General features: G+C 45.2%; 21 protein-coding genes and 1 pseudogene. 4 read left to right on the top strand and 18 right to left on the bottom strand.

Annotated elements, in window-relative coordinates; translation table 11 throughout:
* Positions 1–80: 80 nt before the first annotated feature.
* The 4 genes from AB4274_RS21385 to AB4274_RS21370 are packed head-to-tail and all read right to left on the bottom strand — an operon-like array spanning position 81 to position 3994.
* Positions 81–740 carry a potassium channel family protein gene (locus AB4274_RS21385; protein WP_017061900.1) on the bottom strand — a complete coding sequence of 220 codons (660 nt, stop codon included), beginning with the start codon at positions 738–740 and terminating at the stop codon, positions 81–83.
* Positions 741–1841: an AI-2E family transporter gene (locus tag AB4274_RS21380; RefSeq protein WP_017068458.1), complete on the bottom strand. Its 1101-nt coding sequence runs from the start codon at positions 1839–1841 to the stop codon at positions 741–743.
* A 22-nt stretch (positions 1842–1863) separates the two neighbouring features.
* The gene (locus AB4274_RS21375) at positions 1864–2883 is read right to left on the bottom strand and encodes a DUF2955 domain-containing protein (RefSeq protein WP_048606138.1); all 1020 of its coding nucleotides are present in this window, start codon (positions 2881–2883) and stop codon (positions 1864–1866) included.
* A complete protein-coding gene (locus AB4274_RS21370; RefSeq protein WP_372113171.1) occupies positions 2873–3994 on the bottom strand; it encodes an HlyD family secretion protein in 1122 nt (373 codons plus the stop codon). Before AB4274_RS21370 ends, AB4274_RS21375 begins: the two co-directional genes overlap by 11 nt.
* Before the next feature lie 159 nt (positions 3995–4153).
* On the opposite strand from AB4274_RS21370, the gene AB4274_RS21365 reads away from it, so the two are divergent.
* Complete coding sequence (locus AB4274_RS21365) at positions 4154–5149, top strand: helix-turn-helix domain-containing protein (RefSeq protein ID WP_372113169.1); 996 nt, start codon at positions 4154–4156, stop codon at positions 5147–5149.
* 36 nt (positions 5150–5185) lie between these two features.
* On the opposite strand, the gene AB4274_RS21360 is transcribed toward AB4274_RS21365, so the two are convergent.
* From AB4274_RS21360 to AB4274_RS21330, 7 genes are all read right to left on the bottom strand, one after another.
* Entirely contained in the window at positions 5186–6247 is a 1062-nt protein-coding gene (locus tag AB4274_RS21360) for a diguanylate cyclase (protein ID WP_372113167.1), read from the bottom strand.
* Positions 6248–6365: 118 nt separating this feature from the next.
* The gene (locus AB4274_RS21355; RefSeq protein ID WP_372113165.1) at positions 6366–7370 is read right to left on the bottom strand and encodes a Solitary outer membrane autotransporter beta-barrel domain; all 1005 of its coding nucleotides are present in this window, start codon (positions 7368–7370) and stop codon (positions 6366–6368) included.
* 387 nt (positions 7371–7757) lie between these two features.
* Positions 7758–8957 (bottom strand): carbohydrate porin, encoded by a 1200-nt coding sequence (locus AB4274_RS21350; RefSeq protein ID WP_372113179.1) that lies wholly within the window; start codon positions 8955–8957, stop codon positions 7758–7760.
* Between the two features lie 115 nt (positions 8958–9072).
* On the bottom strand, positions 9073–9732 hold the full coding sequence (locus AB4274_RS21345; protein ID WP_102393604.1) for a DUF3299 domain-containing protein: 660 nt from the start codon (positions 9730–9732) through the stop codon (positions 9073–9075).
* 81 nt (positions 9733–9813) lie between these two features.
* Entirely contained in the window at positions 9814–11193 is a 1380-nt protein-coding gene (locus AB4274_RS21340; RefSeq protein ID WP_050619673.1) for an amidohydrolase family protein, read from the bottom strand.
* Between the two features lie 238 nt (positions 11194–11431).
* Positions 11432–12412, bottom strand: coding sequence for an AraC family transcriptional regulator (locus tag AB4274_RS21335; protein WP_102456572.1), 981 nt, complete (start codon positions 12410–12412; stop codon positions 11432–11434).
* Between the two features lie 182 nt (positions 12413–12594).
* Positions 12595–13023 (bottom strand): PACE efflux transporter, encoded by a 429-nt coding sequence (locus AB4274_RS21330; protein ID WP_372113163.1) that lies wholly within the window; start codon positions 13021–13023, stop codon positions 12595–12597.
* A gap of 137 nt (positions 13024–13160) precedes the next feature.
* Here AB4274_RS21330 and AB4274_RS21325 point away from each other — a divergent pair, with 137 nt between their 5' ends.
* Positions 13161–14063: a LysR family transcriptional regulator gene (locus AB4274_RS21325; RefSeq protein ID WP_372113161.1), complete on the top strand. Its 903-nt coding sequence runs from the start codon at positions 13161–13163 to the stop codon at positions 14061–14063.
* Between the two features lie 422 nt (positions 14064–14485).
* Positions 14486–14830 carry a thiamine-phosphate diphosphorylase gene (locus AB4274_RS21320; RefSeq protein WP_372113177.1) on the top strand — a complete coding sequence of 115 codons (345 nt, stop codon included), beginning with the start codon at positions 14486–14488 and terminating at the stop codon, positions 14828–14830.
* Between the two features lie 128 nt (positions 14831–14958).
* On the opposite strand, the gene thiE is transcribed toward AB4274_RS21320, so the two are convergent.
* The gene (gene thiE, locus AB4274_RS21315) at positions 14959–15576 is read right to left on the bottom strand and encodes a thiamine phosphate synthase (RefSeq protein WP_372113159.1); all 618 of its coding nucleotides are present in this window, start codon (positions 15574–15576) and stop codon (positions 14959–14961) included.
* Positions 15577–15838: 262 nt separating this feature from the next.
* On the opposite strand from thiE, the gene AB4274_RS21310 reads away from it, so the two are divergent.
* Positions 15839–17782 (top strand): methyl-accepting chemotaxis protein, encoded by a 1944-nt coding sequence (locus AB4274_RS21310; protein ID WP_372113157.1) that lies wholly within the window; start codon positions 15839–15841, stop codon positions 17780–17782.
* A 123-nt stretch (positions 17783–17905) separates the two neighbouring features.
* Here the strand turns inward: AB4274_RS21310 and thiM are convergent, their stop codons facing one another.
* The 6 genes and pseudogenes from thiM to thiD form a co-directional block, all read right to left on the bottom strand.
* Positions 17906–18691: a hydroxyethylthiazole kinase gene (gene thiM, locus AB4274_RS21305; protein ID WP_017064406.1), complete on the bottom strand. Its 786-nt coding sequence runs from the start codon at positions 18689–18691 to the stop codon at positions 17906–17908.
* 29 nt (positions 18692–18720) lie between these two features.
* On the bottom strand, positions 18721–19401 hold the full coding sequence (gene tenA, locus AB4274_RS21300; RefSeq protein WP_017061912.1) for a thiaminase II: 681 nt from the start codon (positions 19399–19401) through the stop codon (positions 18721–18723).
* Positions 19402–19409: 8 nt separating this feature from the next.
* Positions 19410–20366 carry an ABC transporter substrate-binding protein gene (locus AB4274_RS21295; protein ID WP_108203193.1) on the bottom strand — a complete coding sequence of 319 codons (957 nt, stop codon included), beginning with the start codon at positions 20364–20366 and terminating at the stop codon, positions 19410–19412.
* A gap of 46 nt (positions 20367–20412) precedes the next feature.
* Positions 20413–21147: pseudogene (locus AB4274_RS21290) on the bottom strand (ABC transporter permease); the annotation flags it as partial.
* A gap of 73 nt (positions 21148–21220) precedes the next feature.
* Entirely contained in the window at positions 21221–21979 is a 759-nt protein-coding gene (locus AB4274_RS21285; protein ID WP_372113156.1) for an ABC transporter ATP-binding protein, read from the bottom strand.
* Positions 21969–22862, bottom strand: a complete 894-nt coding sequence (gene thiD, locus AB4274_RS21280; protein WP_017071991.1) for a bifunctional hydroxymethylpyrimidine kinase/phosphomethylpyrimidine kinase — start codon at positions 22860–22862, stop codon at positions 21969–21971. The genes AB4274_RS21285 and thiD overlap by 11 nt, the downstream gene beginning before the upstream one ends.
* Positions 22863–22940: the final 78 nt, after the last annotated feature.

Raw genomic sequence — 22940 nt, 5'->3', positions numbered from 1 at the left:
ACGCCATGCTCGGCGCACAAATAGAACAAGCCCGGCGATTGCCGGGCTTGTTTGTATGTGCTCTATTATTTGTAAATGCTCTATTGGGACTGAGACTGTGCAAGTCGAATGCTCACCAAACTCGCCACCATGATAGCTAAGTAAAAGCTGCCGATAATGGATTCCATAAACACAAAGAATTGAGCAATAGGCAGAGCTGGTGATATGTCGCCGTAACCAACCGTAGTCAAGGTGATAAAGCTAAAGTACATCGCATTAAACAAGTTCGTCAGCCAGACTTGCTCTTCTAACCCGTTAAAGGCATTAGGAAATATCTCTAAAATTAACAAGTAGATGGTCGACCAAGCAAACCCTAGCAACAAGTAAATACAGATGGAGCCGATGATGTGATTGGGTGTCACCGTTTTGGCTTTCATCACCTGCTTCAACGCCGAGTAAATGTGTGAAAACAAGAACACAGCCAACGCCGATAGCGTCACTATCGACAGGTTATAGCCTTCCAAAAATGAAAACACGCCAGACACGAGCGCCGTAATCAATAACAGCCCATACCAAGAGCGATACAAGGCTCGCTCTTTATGAATACCGGCAATTGAACTCGCCAACGTAATAATGATAAGAAATAGGATTGTTTTCTGGCCTTGCGGATAAAACTGCTGCATCACCGCGCAACCAAGAAACAACACCAACAGTGCATAGAATAAGAAGTAGAAGTTGTCGTCTTTAGAGACTGGCTTCATCTATTTTCCCTCGACCTCTGCAGGTTTTTTCTCAGTTTCTTGTTGGTTTTTCTCTTCAAGTCCAAGCCACGCCATCATCAGCTCATAGCTTAAACTCAGTATCACAGCACCGACAAACAGACCGACGATGCCTGACATCGCCATTCCGCCCAGTGCACCCAATAGAATTACCAACATTGGAATGTGAGAGCCACGGCTCAGCAATACTGGCTTTAAGATAGCGTCACTGCCGCTCACCAAAATACACCACACTAAGAACAAGCTCGCCGCCAGTGTCGATTCAACGCTGAACATGTAGATAATCGCCGGTAATAGAGCGAGAATCGGTGGAAGTTGGATTATCGCAATGAGCAGCACAGCTAGCGCCCAAAACGCAGCTGCTGGAACGCCTGCAATCACCAAACCGATTGCCGACATCATGGATTGAATCACAGCCACACCAATCACACCTTGCACAACGCTTCGCACGGTCGATTTAGAGAGCTCTACCAACTCTTCACCTTTACCGCCCGTTAAACGCGCCACTAAGTGAGTCACGCCGGTTTTGCATTTATCGGCATTACTCATGAATGCACCCGCAATGATGGTAGAGATGATGAACTGAATAAAGCCGCCACCTAACGAGCCAAGAACAGAAGCCGCTTTCGTCGCAAACTGTTTAAGTTCATCCGCATACTTTATGAAAGTGCCTTCAATATTGTTGGAGGCGGCAACCAAGGTTGAATAAACCTTCTCACCTATGAATGGAATATCTTGTAAGGACTCTTTCGGTTTAGGCAATGACAATGTGCCATCTTGAAGCCCTGTCATCAGGTCAGTCGCGCTGGTGTAGATACCAGAAGAAAGCGCCGCCAAAGGAATAAATAGAAGAATCACACCAATAAAGCTCAGCAATGCACTGGCTTTACCTTTCGACATCCCTGTTTTATTTGAAATTGCGACCGCCACTGGATACAACGCAGTCGCAATGATCGCACCCCATATCACCAGAAGAATGAATGGGCGCAAAATCGAAAAACACCAATACACGAGCATGGCAATCGCTGCGATCTTGATGGCAGCGTCTATCGCCTGTTTTGAAAAATCATCGGTTAACTTCATGAGACGTCCTTGTTAGACAAAATTAAGGCTGATTTTGTAGAAACTTCCAATTCCGTGTTTCTAGGAATAGAGAAGCCAAAATCATATATATGCCAATTAACACTAATTGGAATATGCGTATAAGAGTGTTGCTATCGATGTCACCGGAGCTCATCAACGTGCTACCAACCAGTACGAGCAACGTACTAAATGCAGTGGCGAAAATAGGTGCTTTTTCGGGAACCGTGTAGATCTTGGTAGCCATAAGAATGGCAATAAGTCCTATAAACAAAGAATAGAAGACAATGTTGGGTACTATAGAAAGAATTGAAAAAGCAGCAATCGCCAGCAATCCCCCGATACCGTTACTTATCACCAAAAAAGCGCTCAACTTTATCGACTTCTCTGACGTAATCATCAACGATAACAACGCAATGAACATCATTGTCAGTAAAGCTTCAGATATTTGAAAAATAAAGAAAAAGCACACCACTGGATAGGAGATAATCATCGCCCTAAAGGCCGCATACCAACGCTGTTTCTTTTCGAGTGGCGCAGCAGCGAAGCCTGAGAACGCCGATTTTGGCTCAGGGAAAAACACATGCACTAACGCAAAAAGCATGACTGAAACCACACCAGAGGTCGCTAAGCCAGAGGCCAGCATGACTGAAACGCCAGGGTTATCAATCGCCATGAATGGCAACATCAAGACCGCAATCAACAGTATGGTGGCGAACAGGTTCCATTTGGGGTCGACAAACAAGTAGTAACCCCACAGCATCATTAACCCCACTAAAATCAGCAATGGGATTGGATAATGGGTAATTCCTCGCGACAGTAATAAACCTAACCCCATTGTCACCACAACGGCCAAGAGCAATTCGTAGACCGTTTCTTTATGGAGATTTGGTTTATCAATTAAGAACTTAGCTGTGAACACTGGCGCCACAAACGCAAGTGGCCAGTTTATCCACGCCGCCAAGAAAACAGCCAACGTGACCCCGACCGTAAATCGCAGGATCCGTTGCTGTGTTTGCTGGTCAGGAATTGGCTTATCGGACATAAGACAATACGCTAATCAAACGAATCCATACCTTGCCTATCGCGTTGAACACAAAGTTATCACCGCTATAAACAATCACATCCGCTTGGCCACCCACTCGGAGCATGCCTGTCACTTCTTCATTATCAAATTCAATGGTGATAGGAAGCATCTGTGTTTGGCGCAACCAACCCGTTTGTTGGCTAGCTTGAGCAAGCTTACCTGCTTGGTCATTTTGCCCCCAATCAACACCCCAATCGATACTACTTACGCGCCCTTTTACCACTTTGCCCGGTGCGAAATCTAACGCCACTTCAACTTCATCACCGACCGTTACATTACCTAGGCTGTTCTCTCGATAATAAGCTTCAATCCAAATATCTTCGGTTGAAACAAAGGTCATGATTGCTTGCCCTGCTGATGCATAGAAACCTTCAGACAGGCTAAAGTTAGAGACACCACCTTGTGTCGGTGCAGTAATCACGGTGCGCTCTAGATTCAATTGAGCTTGTTCAAGTGCCAGCAACGCCGCTTTCACTTGGCTATTTTCTTCGCCTTCTTTACCCATTTGTTTCTTAGCACGGTCAAGGTCAGCTTCTGCATTCACAACCGCCGCACGAGAGGTCGCTAATGCTGCTCGCGCTTTATCTGCATCTGATTTAGAAACGACACCTTTATCGGACATCTCTAAAACACGCTTGGCTTGCAGTTTGGTGTTTTGTCTTTCAACAATAGCTGAAGTGAGTTTTGCTTGAGCTGAAGCAATGCTCGCGGTTTGCGCGCCGACATTTTGGCCAGCAATCTCTAAATTTTGCTCGGCTTGTTGTACGGCGATGAGGTAATCAGACTCGTCGAGAATCGCAAGCTTATCGCCTTGATTAACGAGTTGGTTAGGTTGAACAAGAATATCGAGTACTTTACCCGACACCTCAGGCTTGATTGGGACGATATAGCCTTTAACACGAGCATTATCGGTAATAGGGATGATGCGGTCTGAAATGACACTGAAGATCAGCATGAACGCCACAAACAACAATAAGTAGTTTGTGACCTTTCTTACTTTGTCTTTTCCGTTTTCTTGCTGGCCAACGTCTTCCTTGGCTTCTTGCGTATTCCCGTCGACTTCTGACATGGGACTCCCTTATAGATAACTAACATCAACAAAATTAATACTTTAAAAATAAACCCAGCAATGGAAAACTCAAGTAAATGAGGTTAGATTTAGTAAACAAAACGTTGCAAATGATATGCTCGTCTAATAACGCGACAATATATACAGGATTGTATTCTCATGACCTCTAGTCACTACCAAGTCCCGGTAATTCAAACGAACTACGCTAAAATTCTGGTTCAAGTTTTTTCTGACTATGGTCTTGATTTACATCTGTTGCTCAAAGATTCCGGTTTACCGCCCGATCTCATCGAATCTGAAAGTGACTTTGTGCCGTCAGAATCCATTAAGCGTTTGATCTATCTCACGTCGGCACAACTTGGCGTATCACGGTTCACCGATATTCTTGGACTGGCATTTCGACGTCGAATCATCCCAAATGTCTTGCATCGATTTACCGAATTCGAAACCATTGGCGATGCACTAAAACAGATCAATTCAATCTTTGCCTATGATTCACCAGGCAGCAAAGTCGAGTTTATCCAAGAACACGGTCAGAACTGGTTTTGCCGGACAGCCCCGGAAGACAACTCCCCTATGTTTCAATGGGGCGAAGCTTTCGCTGTTATTTATATCATCGAGTTAATAACCATTTTATCGCAATCACCATGGTTACCGACTAAAGTTCGCTTGCAAGGGCATGACATCGATGTCGTCAAAACACTGGTATCAAGTAACTGCCAACTGTTTGTTGATCATTCGTCGACTGCTGTGCAGATTCCTGATGAGATCTTACAACTCCCAATCCGTCTTACGTCTAAAGACCTCAGTACAAAACCGACACTTATTGAGTGGCATACCAGCTTTACCGATAGTATTTATGAGCTTCTAAAACCGTACATGAAAGAACAAGACCTCTCTCTTGAAGAGGCGGCAGAGCTGCTCAACTTTTCAGTGCGAACGTTCCAACGCAAACTCAAGAATGAAAACACCACTTATCGAAAGATCAAAGAGAACCTGATGTTTTCTGTAGCTTGCGAGCTGATGGAAGAAGGCCACACGCTGACCTACATTTCTAGCCAACTCGGTTACACCAACATCTCTCATTTTTCTCGTGCATTTAAGCGTGTGTCTGGCCTTACGCCGAAGATTTACCAACGCTCAATCTCGGCTTAGGCTTCGCTCGATTGATTAACCAAGCACGGCCTACATCTAACCAAGGGCAATTGGAGTAGCACAGCCTGGGCTAGAGCTACACACTCTATTTCGCCCGTTACCTTTAGCGCGGTAAAGTGCCTTATCTGCACTGCGATAGGTCGCTTCGGCTTGCGCCTGTATTTCAGACACACCACTGCTCACGGTCAGGTTCAATGTTGTCCCTTTGGTAATCACTTCTTTCAGTCGATACATCGCCTCAAACGCTTCTGCCAAATTGGTTTCAGGCATCAAGATAGCGAACTCTTCTCCGCCTACTCGCGCGACGATGTCGGTGTCTCGACTGTTATTTCTCAACAGTTCTGCGACCTCTTTCAACGCTGAATCACCTTGGTCATGACCATGATTATCATTGATGGCCTTGAAATGATCTAAATCGATTAACGCCAAACAAGAGTGCGTGTAACCATAACGCTCCGCTAAGTTTGAATAATGATTAAGATCTTTATCAAAACGGCGGCGGTTCCAGCACCCTGTGAGAGAGTCTGTGTCCACCAACATTCTTAATCGACGTTCTAATACTTTGCGTCGACTAATATCCGTAAAGGTCACCACATATTTATTATTGTGCGACAGTATTTCAACTAACTTTTCGACAACCACATTCACAGTAAAATGTTCACCAAGTCGACTGACTCCACTCAACTCACCTTTCCATCTCTGGTTTTCCTTCAGTGAGCGAGTAATGGTCGCGATTAGGCTGCTGTTATTCATAAAACAGAGATCAGAAATCGGGCGAGACTCGACTTGATTAAAGGCATAACCTGAAACTCTAGAGAACTGTTGATTGACTTGTATGACCCTCAATTGACTATCGAGGATGATAAAACCAGCGACGCCATCAATGATCGCTTCAGACAAGCTATTCTTGCTTTGAGCCATTTCATGTCGATATAGGCGTGCAGCAATGAGGGTGCTGAGCAAAAACAACGCGCACACAGAAAAAGCCATGACCGCCGAAGAAGCCATACTCAATAACCACAAGCTAACTGCCATATTAAGGGCAAGTGTAGACACCACGTATAACGGCATTTTTCGGTCAAAACTTAACTTATTCATAGTCTGCTCTAGTGATGGGCGAATGACTATGATGGCTAAGTTTCCACTAAGATATTTACCATTTTACGACACATACAAATTCAAATTATATGAGTACCATTAAGATCAACAACTTATGCTAATTATTGAGTAAGAATAGCAAGCTACCGCCACTGAGTGAGCTGCCATAATTGAAGTTAATTCCAATCCCGAAGTTGTCAAAAAAGTAAGAATCGTAAGGCACATCAAATACTAATCCGGCCCCGAATTCATAGTAATAGTGCGTATCTAAAGGAGCCGTCAAATCACCCGCAACATCGATTCTTGTTAAGTTATAGTGGATTTGAGGGTTATTAAGCGACCAAGCATCGAGCGCTACATTTTGCCTAAACCCTAGTTCATTAATGAATCGCATCCCTTCTGGGTTACCGATATCGCCATCGTTCGCTTCGCCCCAGCCTGTTCCATAAAAGTAACGAACTCTGGAAGACACATTCCAACTGCCCCACTCCTTTGGTTGCAAGTATTGAAGTTTGACTGAAGGTTCTGCAACAAGCGCCCATGCTGATGTATTCAACGCGTAGCCGTCTAGCTGAGATTGAAATGCTTGAGAGTAGCTGTTGTTGTATTCGTATTTATTGCGGTAATAGAGCAAGTGAGTGCCTAAGCCATAGGCGATAGACCAATGCTGGTTTAAATGGTTTTGTCCTCCGAAAAAGCCATACAGGCCCAATACCGAGTCTTCATTTGGGTTAACACGACGGTCAGGAGTCACATCTGATGAAATCTCAATATCCTGTTCAGAAAGCGCATAAGACCCTCGCACAGACCAAATAAGGTCAAAGTCAGGGTCATCCGTTTTAATCACGGAAGAGTAAGGGATGGAGCCCACACTCACTTGGCTTCGAGTATCGATGGTTTTATCGGATCCAAAACCACTGTCGTTTAAGTTGATAAACGAATTAGGATCAAAATCCACAAAGCCAATTGAAATGGCATCGCTGTCAGTCAGCGCAATTGACACAGAAAATATCTTCTCTAACCGGTTCTGAATCAATTCATTGGATGCATAGGCCGAGGAAGAACTGAGGCCCATTAAGAGCAGAATAATAGAACGGGGATAGTGCGATAGGGGTGAAAGCATTAAGTTGACTCCATTCAAACTTATGCTTCAAGTGTAATTGGTAACTTAACTAATTCAATCAGAGAGTTAACGGTGTGGTTGATACTGCTCTCAGTTCCAACTGCAAGAGCGTTGCTAAATCGATGGCCCCCCAAAGTTCTTCTACGTCTTGGATTCTAAAATGAATAATCATATGCGCCTCTGTCTAAATTGGAGTCTTATCTTGGATCATTCTGAAACCGGGAACTTACCATAATACGCCATACCCAGTGAATGACTGTTTACAACTCTGATAGGCGAAGTGATTGTTCATAAGAACTAATTAACGCTGGATGACACGCAGGAAAGCAAAAAGTGAGCCACCATGGGCTCACTTTTTAGGTCTAAACAAGATAATAAGTAGCGGAATTAGATAAAGACTCTCGCTCTAATACTAAACACCCAAGCGCTACTTTCATTTGAAAACGCAGGATCTTTTATATACTGGATGTCAGGCGTGACTTGGAAATGATCACCAAACTGCATGTTGTAGTAGATCTCCGCTGTCCATTGCTCTGTGCTACCGCTTATTGCCTTCGCATCAGCTGCAAAAGAATCACCATTCACTTCCGCCCAGTTTAGCGCTACACCTAGGTTATTCGTCGGTTTTCCTAACCCGAAATATCCCATACCAACAGAAATCGACTTATCGTAAAGGGCAACATCCCCTTCAGAGAAACCACCTCGCACAAACGGCATCACTTGATCAGTCATGAACTGGCTCCATGAGAAGTTAACGCCCGAGCCACCTTCCGCAGCAAGGCTATTACTATGACGAGTATCGTCACCAAAGTCCCAGAAAGTCACATGGAAGTTATCGGTGTAGATCTGCTCTTGCGAAGCCGTCCAGCCTAACTCCAGTGTGGTGAAGTAAGAGGCATCGCTGCCAAAAGCGGTATCAAAGCCATCAAAAATGTCATCTGATTTACCCTTTGCGTCCGCGATACCACCGACCACATAAAAATTCTCACCCAACATATGACCAGCAGAAAGCGCAAGTACACCATCATCAGGTAAGCCCATCGCACCAGAGCCTGTCGAGAATGCCAAATTAGTAAAGCCAGACCATGGGCTTGCTAGAGCGTAAACATCCGCATAGTTAGTTACATCCTGCCAACCGACAACAATAGTGCCTTTGCCATCGTTAATTTTTTGCTTCCAATTTAAGTCCGTAACACGAAACCCTTGGTCACTGTATGCAGGGCCAATTGAACCGACATAGCCAAGTGGGCCGAATGAATAGTCTTTTGGCGCAGTATCACCATAGGCATGTCTATGTTCCACCTTCCAAACTAAGCTACCTGAGTTCTGTGTGTCCTTTCCGTATAGATGCCATGAACCGTATAATCGAGCCACACCCGACGATGCATCAACGCTATCGCCGCCAACCCCATCTCCTGAGGTCAGCCCCAAAGCAAAGTAATCTGCACCAAATGTAAAACCATCCTCAGCTAATGACTCCCTCCAAGATTTCTTTTGTGCTTTCTGCTCTGCAATTGTATTTTCAACAGAATCTGGGCCTTCAAAGTTAGCGCCGTAAACAACGCCGCTCATTGGGCTAGCCGCCATCACAATTGCGATACTTACTTTAGAAAATCTTGAGTTCATCATGTCACCAGTGCTTTTTAAGTTAGTTTTATTTTAGTTATTACTCACATTGAAAATTGTCATTTGATGACAACCATTAATTTTCTTTTTCATAATAGTCTTCGATCATCGAAGCTTTCATTTCATAACCCATGGTGAGGTTACTTTTACCATCGACTAGGAAGACCTCTTCAGTCACTTTGTTGGAGCTAAAGTCACCTTCTACCCACACTGGATACTGAACGTTCTGTACCTGAAAGCCTTCAGGAAAAGACACGCGCACAATCTGGTTTGCAGGAGGCGGTGGCATGTGGATGCACGCACCCGCCACAGGCACTAACAGAAACTCTGTTGCTGTCATTCCCTCTGAGAATTCCAGTGGAACGATGAAACCGGGAACTCGTACTTTCTTGCCATCAAACTCTGTCGTAATAGCTTCGGCGTTTGCTTTCATGGTTTGCATGTATTCATCACGCAGTGCGATCATTTCGTCTGCGTCCACGCCTTGCTCTTTTAACGTTTGTTTAAATAATAAAGCCTGTTGTTGAGCTTGCTCTTCCTCTGATGCACTCATTGCTATCACACCTTGTAATAGACGCATTTGTTGATCGGTTAGATCCGGCATTTCTACTTTCATTTCGTGAGACTCTGAGTTCAGATCTTGCCACTCAAGATTCATCGCTGTTTCAGCAAAAGTAGGTAAAGCAACGGCCGTAAGTGATGCCACCGACAGGATAAGAGAAAGCATTTTTTGCATATAGAACACCTTGAAGAGGGGTGACCTACCCAAATAGGTCACCCATTAAAGCTTAATTTTTAACTGAGTTGTCGAACTGAGTTACAGCGTGTTTTTGTAGACTTTGCCGTCTTTCATGATGACTTTGATGGTATCGATTTCAGGGCTGCGCGGCTCTGCATCAAACCATTTTTCGTTTGCCCCAATCACTGACAAGTCTTCAAGTGGGTTGCCTTCAACAATAATGATATCGGCGTATGCGCCCGCTTCAATCACGCCTAACTTACCCTCTGGGTATGGGTCCATCACGCCAGATAACTTAACGATCTCACCGTTTACCGATGTCATCCCTTTCAAAGTGAAGAAGTTGCCTAACTCTTTACCTGCAAGGAAGATCGTGTGGTCGGTTTGTTTGATACAAGAAACCACGTCACCGACACAGTCTGTGTGGAAACCCCATTTCGGTTGGTACTTGTTTACATTCGAGATGTAGTCTTTGAATGCTTTGGTTGCCGACTCCGCTTTACGCTTAGAGGCTGGGTTCGAGTTAATCGCTTCGATCTGTGTCAGGTAAGGTGAAAACGCGGTCATGTTAGTTGTGATGTAGGCGTCTTTATCTTCCATCTTGTCGGCGATATCGCCATCGAACATGAAACCGTGCTCGATCGTTTTAACACCCGCATCCAAGTTACGCATGATCGCTTTTTTGCTGTAAGCGTGAGACATCACGTAAGAGCCATACGCATCAGCAATTTCAACGGCGGCTTCAATTTCTTCCGCAGACATCGCATTCAGCTGCCAAGGGTCAAATGATGATGCCACACCACCTGATGACATGATCTTAATTTGCGTATTGCCTTGCTTGAAGTTTTGGCGAGCAGCCGCTTTGATTTCGGTAATACCGTCGGCATTAAAGCTGACGCTATTTCGCGCCATACTGGTCGATGAACCAAAGAAGTGTTGGTTAGCCGTGGTTAGGTTACTGAAATCGGCATGCGAACCCGTCGGGCCAATAAATGCGCCTGATGTGTAAAGTCGTGGGCCCGGCAACATGCCTGAATCGATAGTCTTACGTAAGCCAGTATTCAAGCCACCAGCATCACGCCACGTGGTGAAACCCGATTGAAACGCGGCGTTCGCGTTGACTGTCGCTCGCGCGGCTAACTCTTCGATCGTTCGGTTGTTTTCGTGGTCGCTTAGGTTACCGCCGTTAAGCAATAAGTGTCCGTGGCCTTCGATTAAACCTGGCATTAACGTTTTGCCTTCGCCGTCAATCACTACAGCGTCACCAGCCTCTATCGGGCTCGCAGAGATTTGTTTGATAAGATTGTCTTCGACTAATACATGATGGTCTTCGTACAATTTGTTTTCAGTACCATTGAACACATCGACGTTAGTAAATAGCGTTGATGCTGCATTTGCAGAAAGAGCAAATGAACACGAAAGAGCAACAACAGAGAGCTTTAAGCCTGCATTTTTCATTTTTACACCTTGATTCCGTTTGTTAGTGGCGTCCACTTCCCATAACGATTCCGTAACTACTAATGAGTGTCATGAGGTTTCAAAGATGTTTTTATTGGTCGCGAAACTCGCTAAAAAAAAACAACTCATCCACATTCAATAACTTAGTAGTGATATTGCCAGTATTCAAGGTTGATAAATGGCCATTTGGTGACAATAAATAATTCTGCGTGCAGGCTCCTGTTTTTACTTACTGGTTTTAGCTGTGCTCTTTTCGGTACTGTCTTGGCGTCATGTTCATCTGTCGTTTGAACGCTCGGGTAAAGTGGGAAGAATCGGAATAGCCCATTTTCGCACCTACTTGCGTGATCGATAGATCTGACTGCTTAAGCAATTCTAAAACCTGCTCAAGAACCATCTCTTCAATCAAGGTTTTGTAGACCACCCCTTCACTTTCCAATCGACGCTGGATCGTTCTGACATGAATATTCAGAATCTCAGAAGCTAAGCTAATTGGCAGTTTACCCATCGTGAGATAAGGTTTAATAACAAGCTTAAAAGCGCTCAAGAATGAGCTAGGTAAAGGCTTAGTGAGATCTGGTACTTGAGCAATTTTGGGTAAAACAATCGGTGCAAGCATGATATCTTCAGGGATCTCAAAGGCAGTGACCGGCCTATGCGTATAAAACTGAGCACTGCCCATTTGTGGTAGAGATTGAAAGCATTCGAGATCGCCATTCTGAATGCCAACCTCAGACGGCTTCCAACGCCCTTGCGTTAATACTAAAAGTAGCTCGTTGATGAAAATGACAGAGAACAGCTCAGCGAACTTAAACCAAGGCGCGTTAGTAAACGGCTTCTCGCGAACCAACCACCACTTGCCTCCTGATTGCTTGGTATAGACATTCGCACCATTGGATACGAGCTTCAGCTGCTCACCAAATTGGTCTAGCGCGCTTTTCAATGAATCCTGCTGACTTAGCTTAGCCACAAACCTTGGTACATAGGTTTGCTTGCAAAAACTCCACATAAACAGCGAAAACTCTTCTCTCGACGCAGATTCCCCCATAATCTTGACCACGTTCTTAACCGTTGTCTCAGGGAGATAATCGTAATGGTCATTACTGGTGAGAATATCATTAGGGATTTGGGCACTGCGTAGTAAGGTGTAGATTTCACCATCAATATGTTTGAACAGTTCCGCGAACAGCTCGACTTCCTTCTTATCTACCACTGTCATTATCTGAGAGGTATCTGGCATCCTTTCCTCTTAATCTGTTCTTTCAAGCACTCAAATTATCACCTTATTTAAGATAGCAGAACAAACGCCGCGTTACCTAGACCTACTAACCGGATACCTCCGTCAAAATAACGGATAAACAAACGGTTAGTAGCCAAACTCGTGTTTACTGACTTGGTAGATTACTGAACGGCTAAGTCCGCTCTGCGTACCCAGAATGCTCGTATATGATCATAAATCAGATTAAACACAAACGCGTAAATGGTAATAAAAATGGTCACGCCGATATCCATTAAAAATGCTTGCCATAACCCCACGTTAAGTAAGTATGCCATCACAGGGATCGTCGCGATCAACAAGCCAGCCTCAAATAGCACGACATGAAAAACACGTAATTTGAGCGTCCGCTTTGATTTTTCACCCGTGAAATAACGATCAAAAATACGGTTAAAACAGTAGTTCCAAATCATCGCGATAGTCGCAACAACTATCATGGTTCCTGATAAGGCATTCACATCGTGATCAGTAAATATCGCTAAACCTATAATTGACAGTGTGACGGCCAATACTTCAAACAACACCGAGTGGAAAACTCTCTCTAACGTACTCATACATTCCTATAGCAATTTATAACATGGTGGACTTACCGAAATTATGTCACCGAAAACAATAAGAGAAAGTTAACAGCCATCACGTTTAGTGATAGCTTAAGTATAAGTACCCCATTTTGTATTGAGCGAGAGATAACATGTACAGTTTTGAGCAACTAAAAGTCTTCGTCACGGTGTGTGAAAGTGGCTCTTTCTCTGCCGCCGCTCGCAAACTGAAACGAGCTCAGTCTGGGGTAAGCCAATCGATAGCCAACCTCGAAATTGCCATTGACCAAGAGCTGTTTAACCGAGAGAAAAACATCCCCGTTTTAACCAGCAAAGGTAAAGCGTTATTGCCTGTGGCTAAGTCCATTCTTGACCAGCAAAAGTACTTCGATCAAAAAGTAGAATCGCTGACCCAAGAAGATGAGCACGAACTGATCATTGCGGTTGATGAAAGCATCATAGATAAGAGCTTCATTAAGATAATCAGCTCACTCGCCGATCAATTTCCAATCACACACTTCGATATCATTACCACCTCAACCTTTGATGTGGAAGACCTAGTAAGACGAGGAAAAGCACAGATTGGCATCATCTACGCGGATGGCGAACTGAAGGTCGATATGGATTTCTTTTTGCTGGGCCAAGCGCGTTTCCTAACTGTTAGCTCTGCCACTCACGAACTGAGTCGCATGTCCGTTGTACAAGACTCAGACCTAAAGCGCTATCGCCAATGTGTGCATCGCAGCTCAAAACAACGCGAACTGTGGTTCACCTACGGTATTAGCTCGATGCTTTGGTACGCCAACAACCACAAGACCATTGTTGATCTCGTTGAACAGAACGTGGGTTGGGCTAATGTGCCCGAGATGATGGTGATGGAAGGCATTCAAAAAGGCGACCTTGTGGCGTTGCCTGTTTCGCACGAGCATGGTGGTTGGATTACTCCAGTGGGATGTTTGGTGTCTCGCAGCCACATCAACGGCCCAGTTCTCACCAGCCTTATTGAGCAGCTTAAGGGGCACTCACTGCAGTACAATCAATGGCAAGCCAACTAGCCTCCCCTGTTTACAAAACATCTCTATTTTCAAAACATCGTCAATTCAGAGATTCAATATCGGCATGGAACACACCACCACTACCTCATTTCAGCTTTTCGTGCCGATAAATATCTTTGTCGTGTGGATAAAACACCTTAGTTGATGTCCAAAAGTGACCTAACTACACTGCGATCCCAACGGGTTTGTCTTTTCAAACGAATATAGACAGGCCCAAATCGCTCTTTAACACCACTGACCCAACTTCAAATCTCCCAGATAAGCGCTCAGCCTTGCTGTTGCTTATGCCGGTTTCAAATAGATCACTTTTGAATATTGATTCGCACCCAGTTTATGAGCGCTCTTCGAGTGCTTTTTTATATCTAAATGAACCTTTTGGAAAATTTGTCGTGAACGTTTTAAGAAATATTTGCCCTGAGAAAATGGGTAAAGAGCGTAACAAACGAGAGTATGATTTACGCGTACTTAATTGTGTCAGTGAAAGCGAATATGAATCGCGTATGGCGGTTTGGAATAGCCTAACTTTGGCTGCGACTCCGTCTGTTTCAGAAACAAAAGGCTTCATCGATGAGGCTTTCAACAAACTTCAGCAAGACTTGAAAGAAGCCAGCCGTGAGTTATCGATTAACTACACAGACTTCATCGCAATGGCGCATGAAGAGCTCAACTATATTAAGGTGTTTGTTGCTGATAAGACCGCACAATACGGCTGGTATGCCGTGATCGTTATTATGATCATCGGTACTGTTGCTTTATGCGCTCAGTAAACCAAACTGTGTATTAAATAAATTGTCTTAAAAGCTCAAGCGATAGGCCAATTTAGCCTTTCTATTAGCCTGTTCTTTAACTAGAAAACAAATGGTTAACCTCATTTGTTTTCTAGTCTATAACCCCTTCACTCTCCCATCAGAGACAACAGATCCCGCGTCGCTTGTTTTGGATCTTCAGCGTGACATATCGCAGATACCAGTGCTAACCCATGAATACCGCTCTCAACTAACTGCGGGATGTTCGATTCGTTAATTCCACCAATACCGACAATCGGTAGCTTCGTTGTTTCCAAAGCCATTTGAATGCCTTCATAACCCCAGTGTTTCTTTAGATTCGTCTTGGTCGGTGTGTCAAAAAGCGCACTGAGCCCAATGTAATCAATCGGTAAACTATCGGCTTCTTGTAGCTGTTGTTCAGTTTCAATCGATAACCCGAGAATCTTATCCGGACCAATCAACTGACGTGCTAACTCTGCAGGCATATCCGATTGACCCAGATGCAAACCATCGGCGTCGACAGCCAATGCAACGTCCACTCGGTCATTGATGATCAGCGGAACACCGGAGCCAGCCAGAATCGACTTAACCGCTTGTGCTCGTTCAATGAAGGCTCTTACGTCCCCATGTTTTTCTCTTACTTGAACCATAGTAACGCCACCCGCGACCGCTTGTTCAACCACGAACTTAAGCGTTTCTAAATCTTGTTGGTCATCCGTTACTAAGTAGAGCTTATAAGGGTTCATTTCGTACCTTTGGAGTCGATGTCTAAAATTGGCGTTGCACCATTTTACCGACAAATCACATCATGTGCATGGAAGTTAATACTAAATTAGCTCAATGACACACGCACCATCAGATACGCAACTCGTTGAAAGCGTGCCGAAAAATCTGAATTTTTTAACTAAAGCGTTACTTATTACACAAAGAATTCACTTCAAGCATGCCCAGAACACTGTTTTATGAAATACTCCACCGTGAAGGAATCAGGTAAATATAGGGATAGTTATGCGCCACCTTTCTATAGCGCTCAAGATCAAGCTGGGTTATGCCATCTGCTTGCTCTTTTTCGTCATTTCAGGCTTTGTGAGTTACAAAGGTATCCAAACCTTGTCGAACGGCTTTAGCCAATACAGTGAGCTCAGCCAAAAAGCGACATTATCAAGCAACATTCAAGTGCACTTTCTTCAGATGCGTTTAGCTTCTGAACGTTACTTAGAGTCATTGGATGAACAGTACGAAACGAATTATCAATCAAGCAAACTTGCGATTGATGATCTGCTCAACAACTTAATCCAATCCAGCACCAAAACCGATAGCCTAGCTAGCCTGCAATTAGTGCAAGACAGCGTGGCGGCCTTTGATGTGGCTTATGGGTCAATGAAACAGAGCCAACTGCTCATTGACCAACTGGTCAACGTTGAGATGGTCAAACGAGAAACCAACGCACTGAAAGCGGCTCAGAGCTTGTTGTATGAGTCATACAATAACAATGATCCAAACGCGAGCTTATACGCGGGCATGTTGATGGAGAACTTCCTCGCAGCCAAGATCACCGTACTCAGTTACTCAAACAACAACGACCTCAAAACCTACGAAGCCGGTAAAGACATCTTTGAATATGCTCTGCCAGGTATCGAGGGCGATATTGAGTCTCTTAAATCATCTCCTTATCAAAGTGAACTGATTGAAGATTTCTCTAACCAACGTGAAGCGTACGCGAAAGGCTTTGAGCAAGTTCATCAACAGATGATTGAGAACACGCAAAGAACCGCTACCCTCGCCTCTATTGGTGACAGCTTAGCGATTTCGGTAGCTGATGCTCAGAGCATTCTAGAACAACAGAAACAAGCATTAACACCAGAACTGCAAGCCAGCGAAAAGCGCTCGATTCAAATCATCATATTGCTGACGGGTGTGGCTTTAGTTATTGGCATGACGAGCGCCGTGTTGGTGACTCGCTCTATTACTAAAGGCATCGCACAAGTTAAACAGATCACCAACGAGCTTTCTCAGGGCAACCTGAATGTGGAAGTGAACATTGAGAGCAAAAATGAGATTGGCGAACTGCTGACTAATATGGAGATCACCATTGAATCTCTGCGCGATATTGTTGGCCAAGTGAACCGTTCTAGCGTGCGTATTGGTGAGATGTCGGAGTCACTCAATCAAGTGACAAATAACAGCTCGACCAACGCAACACAATTGAACAGTGAAATGATCAATATCTCTTCTGCCGTTGATCAATTAGCTTCCAGCACATCAGAAATTGCGGCAAGTGCTAACCACGCGTCTCAAGTTGCCAACCAAGCCACCGAGAATGTGGCGATGGGACTGAAAGAAGTAGATAAGACACTGCATGAAATTGGTAGCGCCGATGAAAGCATGCAGGTAAGCAGCCAAAAAGTGACCGACCTACATAAAGAGTCGATGAACATTGGTGCCATTCTTGAAGTAATCAAAGGCGTTTCTGAGCAGACCAACCTGTTGGCATTGAATGCGGCTATTGAAGCTGCGCGCGCAGGTGAACAAGGTCGCGGATTTGCAGTAGTAGCCGATGAAGTAAGAACGCTCGCTAAACGTACCCAAGACTCTGCTAGCCAGATTGATGAGCTCATCACCTCACTACAACGTGGCGCTAAAGATGCGTTAGAGTCTATCAAAGAGAGCCACAGCACGGTTTCAGACGCTTCAACGCAGGCGCAGCAAGCTTCTCAGAACTTACATGTGATTAATCAACACATCCAAGATCTGAACCAAGCCAACAGCCAAATCGCGGTGTCGGTTGATGAGCAGGATCGTCTTACCAAATCACTGGGTGAAAACGCGCAAGGTGCAAACACTATTGCTCAAAGCAACCAAGAGTCGGTAAGCAGCATTTCAGGTGCAGCGAGCGACTTAACCGAGGTTGCTCATCACCTAGAGAGCCAAGTTAACCGATTTAGAACCTAGCCAGCCAGTCTATACACAGCTGACACAGTTCCAAACCAGTAATAAAAAGCCCCCTACACATAAGTGTCGGGGGCTTTTTTAAGTTAATCTAACTCTAACTTGTGGCTTAGAGTTAGATTAGCCCTACTGAATCTTCAAGCGTTGAATCAGAGTCTCTTCGTCTAACTGATACAACTCATCAAGCAAGTTAATTTGTAAGCTACCTGGGCCGCGAGAGTTTTCAGCCGCGATTTCACCAACCACGCCTAATACCGCTGCTGCAGCTAAACCACTATCATCACCAACAGCCGCGAAAGCACCCGTCAATGCAGTTAAAGTACACCCCATACCCGTCACATACGGCATCATTTGGTGTCCATTGTTTAACGTCACCACGCTGTCTTTGGTGACAACGTAATCTGTCTCACCAGATATCACCACATTTGCACCGTATTCAGCCACTAAGCACTGTGCAGCACCTAACGCAGCATCACTGCTATCAAGCGCATCAACGCCTTTGCTCTGCGCTTGTTCGCCCGCTAACGCGATAATCTCAGACGCATTACCACGAATGATTAGCTTATCGGCTAAACGTGCAATTTCACGAGAAGTCTCAGTACGCAGCGTACTTGCACCGCAACCCACAGGGTCAAGAACCACAACCTTATTGTTCGCGTTCGCTTGCTCAACAGCAAAACACATTCTTGGCGTCCAAACACTGTCTAATGTGCCAATGTTAATCACAAGCGCGCCAGAGAATGACATCATCTCAGCCAGTTCTTGTTGTGAGTGCGCCATGATAGGCGAAGCGCCAATCGCCAATAACGCGTTGGCCGTGTTGTTCATCACTACATAGTTAGTGATGTTCACAACCAGTGGTTTTTGCTCTCGTACTGCGCGTAGCGATTGAATAATTTGTTCAGTAAGCATGGGTAAATCCTTATTCGTGAAAGTCGCTTTTAAGCCGCTGTTGAATCATCAAGAGCGTTCAGCCCTTGCTGCCAAAAAGCCACTTCCATACGCGTTGCGGTTTTGAAGATATGAACGATGTTCTGACCGCGTTCGCTGTTGATATCAATTTCAGCAAGCAACTGATTGAAGTATTCCGCGCCCGTTGCTACGCCAGACTGGAACTCTTCACTGCCATACAGTTGCAGCCAGCTTGCGTATGGGTTGCCTTCCAAAACAGTATCACTGCTTTCTAACAGCGCTTTACCAATCACGGCATAACCGATTGAACACGGAGCCAGTGCCGCATATAAGTCGACAAGATCACCCGTCATACCCGCATCTAGAACGTAGCGCGTGTAGGCAACAGTGCCGAAATCTTCAGGTTCGTTTTCTAAATCCGATTCGGTTAAACCCCACTGACCACAGTAAGTCACATGGTGAGAGATTTCAGAATCTAGCAACGCATGAACACTTGGCAGTGCACGACGCATATCAGCCAAGGTTTTAGCCTTGTAAATTGCCAATGCATAAGCGCGGGCATACTGCTTTAAAAACAGAAAATCTTGCTTCAAGTAATGCAGAAAACACGGCTGAGCGAGTGTGCCGTTTGCCAGCGTTTTAACAAAATCATGCTCGGTGTAGTCTTGCCAATCTTGTTGACAGGCTTGGATTAAGTCTTGGTATTTCATGAGATTCCTTAGTCAAAAGTCGGTACGTAGTCAGCGGCTTTCGGTAGTGATTTGATAATGCCTTTGTCAAACATGAACTGTGCGTAATCGTCGTAACGCTTCATATCTACAGCAGAAGGACGAAGTGCAAAACGAGTCAGCGTGTCGTTCCATGCGCGTTGGTTAAGCTCGTTATTCAACGTATCTGGTGAATACGCCACAAACTCACTCCATGACTCTTGGGGGTGGTTCACAATGTAAGTCGTTGCTTGTTCCAATGCTTTGTTGAACGCTTTGATCGCTTCATCATCGTGTTTCTTTGCGTTCGCAACAAAGATAAGCTCGTCGTAAGCGGGTACGCCGTGCTCTTCTGGGAAGAATGCTTTCGCTTTAAAACCTTCAAGTGCTAACTGGTTGGTTTCGAAGTTCCGTAAGCCACCCCAGATTGCGTCTACCTTGCCCGATGCCAATGAAGATGAAAGTGCCCAACCGACATTGATGGTTTGCACATCTGTAAATGCAACGTTTTCTTGCGCTAACATAGTACCGATAGTCGCTTCTTCGTTGCCAGCAATCGCAATACCGATTTTTTTACCTTTAAGATCCGCTAGCGAATCGTTCTTGCCGTTATCCAGTACCATTAGTGTGTTCAGTGGCGTCGCGATAAGGGTTGATGCACGAACTAAAGGAAGACCCGCTGCCACATCCATGGTTAAGCTTGGTTGGTAAGTTACCGCTAAATCAACCTTACCTGCAGCAACCAGTTTTGCAGGTGTGCTTGGGTCTGCTGGTTCTTGAATTTCAATGTCTAAGCCTTGGTCAGCAAAGTAGCCACGCTCTTGAGCGATCACAATCGGACCATGGTTCGGGTTCACAAACCAATCCAGCATCAGCGTCAGTTTCTTCTGTTCAGAGTCCGCTAGAGCATGACCTGAAACCAATGAAGCAAGCAGTGCCACTGCACCTATCAATTTTGTATTTTTCACGGTTAACCTTTCCTTTTGAATATTATTCTTATGTTGAGCGAAGCCATCATTGGTTTTCCCAAGGGATAGCTTTTTTGAGTAATTTATCTGTAACGAAGTAGAGCGAGATAGACAGCACCGCCAAGATGAACAAGGCAGCAAACATCTCATCAATGATCATGCGCGCGTTGGCCTGCAGCATTAGGTAACCTAACCCTTCACTCGAACCAACCCATTCCCCGACTACGGCACCAATTGGCGCAATCACCACCGCTACACGAATGCCAGACGCTAAGGTTGGCAGTGCAGCAGGAAGTTGGATATGGCGGAGCAGTTGCCATTTCGATGCACCCATCGTTTTGGCAAGATCGAGATAGCCTGTCGGTGTATTGCGCAGACCGTCGTAACAACAAGTGGTTACTGGGAAGAAGATAATGATCGCCGCCATCACCACTTTTGAGGCGATGCCATAACCAAGCCACAGCATCAATACTGGCGCGATCGCAAATACAGGGATAGCTTGGCTGGCAATTAAGATAGGCAATAACCAACGTTTTAACGGATCAAACATCAACATCTGCAGAGCGAAAAATAGCCCCATAGACAATCCGAGTAACAAGCCAAGTAGGACCTCTTGCGCAGTCACCCATGTGTGTTTGAGTAACACATCATAACGTTCAATCAGCTTTAAAAAGACTTCTGCAGGCGCTGGCAAAATGAAGCTCGGCATCTCGAAGACAACCACAACTAACTGCCATAAACCGAGAATCACAGCACTGCTGATAAGCAAACGAACAACAGGATTCATCTGACGAGGGCGTGCAGTGGTAGTCTGTGCGTTAGTTGAATGAGCCACAGTTTCGCTTCGCGTTAGATCATTCATAATCACGCTCCAACTGATCTAAGATCGCTTGTTGCAACTCAGCACATTCACCATCTAACACTCGTGGTGTTGATGTGAGAGGCACAGATAAAGACTGAGCATTCGCAGGTGTGCCTTGCAACACATACAAATTATCCGCCAAGCGCACCGCTTCTTGTGGATCATGGGTGATCAACACAACGGTTTTATCTCTTAACAGCTCACACGCTAAGCTCTGTAGTTTGTGTCTTGTTACCGCATCCAGCGCAGAGAAGGGTTCATCCATCAGCACCACTGGCTTGTCTTGCATTAAGGTGCGAGCCAAAGCAACACGCTGGCGCATACCACCAGACAATTGATCCGGCATAGTAGACGCCTGATCAGCCAAACCAACCGCAGCTAACAACTCTAGTGCTTGATTAGTTTGCAGTGCTTTATCAGAGACTGGATTTTGAAAACGATGACTCAGGCAAACATTGTCGATGACCGATAGCCATGGCAGTAACAAATCTTGCTGCGCCATGTAAGCGATGCGATCGGTTAAAGGCAATTCATCAGACGTTGCCAATGTGCCCTGCCACTCCACCTTGTCGTCCAGCAAGCCTGCCAGATAACGCAATACCGTAGTTTTTCCGCAGCCACTTCGACCCAACAATACCGTCCACTTACCTGCGTTTAGGCTAAGCGACAATCCCGATAAGGTTGCGTGCTCGCTGTCTCGGTAACGTAACGTCGCGTTGCTGAGTTGAACGCCAACCGTATTAACGGACATTACCGTGTCCAGCGAAGAAGTGATTTACCGGGCCATGACCTTGACCAACTTGCAACTCATCAGCATGAGCAATCGCCTGAGAAATGTATTGTTTGCCTAGGTCAACAGCTTCTGCCAGCGTGTTGCCCTGAGCCAAGAAAGAAGCAATGGCAGATGAAAGCGTACAGCCCGTGCCGTGGGTGTTTTTAGTCGGGAAACGCTTCGCGCTAATCAAGGCAGACGTCGTCGGGAGAATCAGTAGATCGTTACTGTTTTCATCTTTCTCTAAATGACCGCCTTTGAGAAGAACGGCTTTAGCACCTAGTGCGCGTAAATCTTCAATCATGCCCTGCATTTCAGCTTCGCTTTCAGGTACCGGTTTGCCTGTTAATGCTGCGCCTTCAGGTAAATTAGGCGTAATGATGTCTGCCAGCGGAATCAGTTCTTGCTTTAGCGTCGTGATAGCCGAGTTTTCTAAGAGAAGATCACCACTTGTCGCGACCATTACAGGGTCAATCACTAAGTGTTTAGGTTGGTATTGTTTGATTTTGTCCGCGACGACTTTGATGATTTGAGAATCAGCCAACATGCCGACTTTTACTGCCACGATATTCAGATCAGTGAAAACCGCATCTAACTGGCTAGCAACATGGTCGAGTGGAATAGGGAAAATGGCTGACACGCCTTGAGTGTTCTGGGAAGTGATAGCGGTAATTACCGAACAAGCGAAACTACCTGTCGCAGACATAGCTTTAATATCCGCTTGGATACCCGCACCGCCGCCACTGTCAGAACCCGCGATAGTTAAAACAATCGGAGTGTTCGTGCGAATCGAACCATCAGCAGAGTGCTGTGAAACTGAAGCTTTTGGCGTTAAATCTTTTGAAATAGAACTGTGTGTCATTGTCGCTCCTACTATCTTACAAGACGTAGGAGAACGAACACCGATCGAAGGAGAAGTCGCAATAGATTCATGAATTGT

The sequence above is a fragment of the Vibrio sp. 10N.261.55.A10 genome (assembly GCF_041470825.1).
GTDB classification, from domain to species: Bacteria; Pseudomonadota; Gammaproteobacteria; order Enterobacterales; family Vibrionaceae; genus Vibrio; species Vibrio crassostreae_C.
Note: the sequence above shows the minus strand (reverse complement) of the source record. Positions and strands in the feature narration are given on the sequence as shown.

Coding starts and splice junctions, on each gene's coding strand:
- AB4274_RS21385 (WP_017061900.1), bottom strand. CDS start 740: ATGAAGCCAGTCTCTAAAGACGACAACTTCTACTTCTTATTCTATGCA.
- AB4274_RS21380 (WP_017068458.1), bottom strand. CDS start 1,841: ATGAAGTTAACCGATGATTTTTCAAAACAGGCGATAGACGCTGCCATC.
- AB4274_RS21375 (WP_048606138.1), bottom strand. CDS start 2,883: ATGTCCGATAAGCCAATTCCTGACCAGCAAACACAGCAACGGATCCTG.
- AB4274_RS21370 (WP_372113171.1), bottom strand. CDS start 3,994: ATGTCAGAAGTCGACGGGAATACGCAAGAAGCCAAGGAAGACGTTGGC.
- AB4274_RS21365 (WP_372113169.1), top strand. CDS start 4,154: ATGACCTCTAGTCACTACCAAGTCCCGGTAATTCAAACGAACTACGCT.
- AB4274_RS21360 (WP_372113167.1), bottom strand. CDS start 6,247: ATGAATAAGTTAAGTTTTGACCGAAAAATGCCGTTATACGTGGTGTCT.
- AB4274_RS21355 (WP_372113165.1), bottom strand. CDS start 7,370: ATGCTTTCACCCCTATCGCACTATCCCCGTTCTATTATTCTGCTCTTA.
- AB4274_RS21350 (WP_372113179.1), bottom strand. CDS start 8,957: ATGGCGGCTAGCCCAATGAGCGGCGTTGTTTACGGCGCTAACTTTGAA.
- AB4274_RS21345 (WP_102393604.1), bottom strand. CDS start 9,732: ATGCAAAAAATGCTTTCTCTTATCCTGTCGGTGGCATCACTTACGGCC.
- AB4274_RS21340 (WP_050619673.1), bottom strand. CDS start 11,193: ATGAAAAATGCAGGCTTAAAGCTCTCTGTTGTTGCTCTTTCGTGTTCA.
- AB4274_RS21335 (WP_102456572.1), bottom strand. CDS start 12,412: ATGACAGTGGTAGATAAGAAGGAAGTCGAGCTGTTCGCGGAACTGTTC.
- AB4274_RS21330 (WP_372113163.1), bottom strand. CDS start 13,023: ATGAGTACGTTAGAGAGAGTTTTCCACTCGGTGTTGTTTGAAGTATTG.
- AB4274_RS21325 (WP_372113161.1), top strand. CDS start 13,161: ATGTACAGTTTTGAGCAACTAAAAGTCTTCGTCACGGTGTGTGAAAGT.
- AB4274_RS21320 (WP_372113177.1), top strand. CDS start 14,486: ATGGGTAAAGAGCGTAACAAACGAGAGTATGATTTACGCGTACTTAAT.
- thiE (WP_372113159.1), bottom strand. CDS start 15,576: ATGAACCCTTATAAGCTCTACTTAGTAACGGATGACCAACAAGATTTA.
- AB4274_RS21310 (WP_372113157.1), top strand. CDS start 15,839: ATGCGCCACCTTTCTATAGCGCTCAAGATCAAGCTGGGTTATGCCATC.
- thiM (WP_017064406.1), bottom strand. CDS start 18,691: ATGCTTACTGAACAAATTATTCAATCGCTACGCGCAGTACGAGAGCAA.
- tenA (WP_017061912.1), bottom strand. CDS start 19,401: ATGAAATACCAAGACTTAATCCAAGCCTGTCAACAAGATTGGCAAGAC.
- AB4274_RS21285 (WP_372113156.1), bottom strand. CDS start 21,979: ATGTCCGTTAATACGGTTGGCGTTCAACTCAGCAACGCGACGTTACGT.
- thiD (WP_017071991.1), bottom strand. CDS start 22,862: ATGACACACAGTTCTATTTCAAAAGATTTAACGCCAAAAGCTTCAGTT.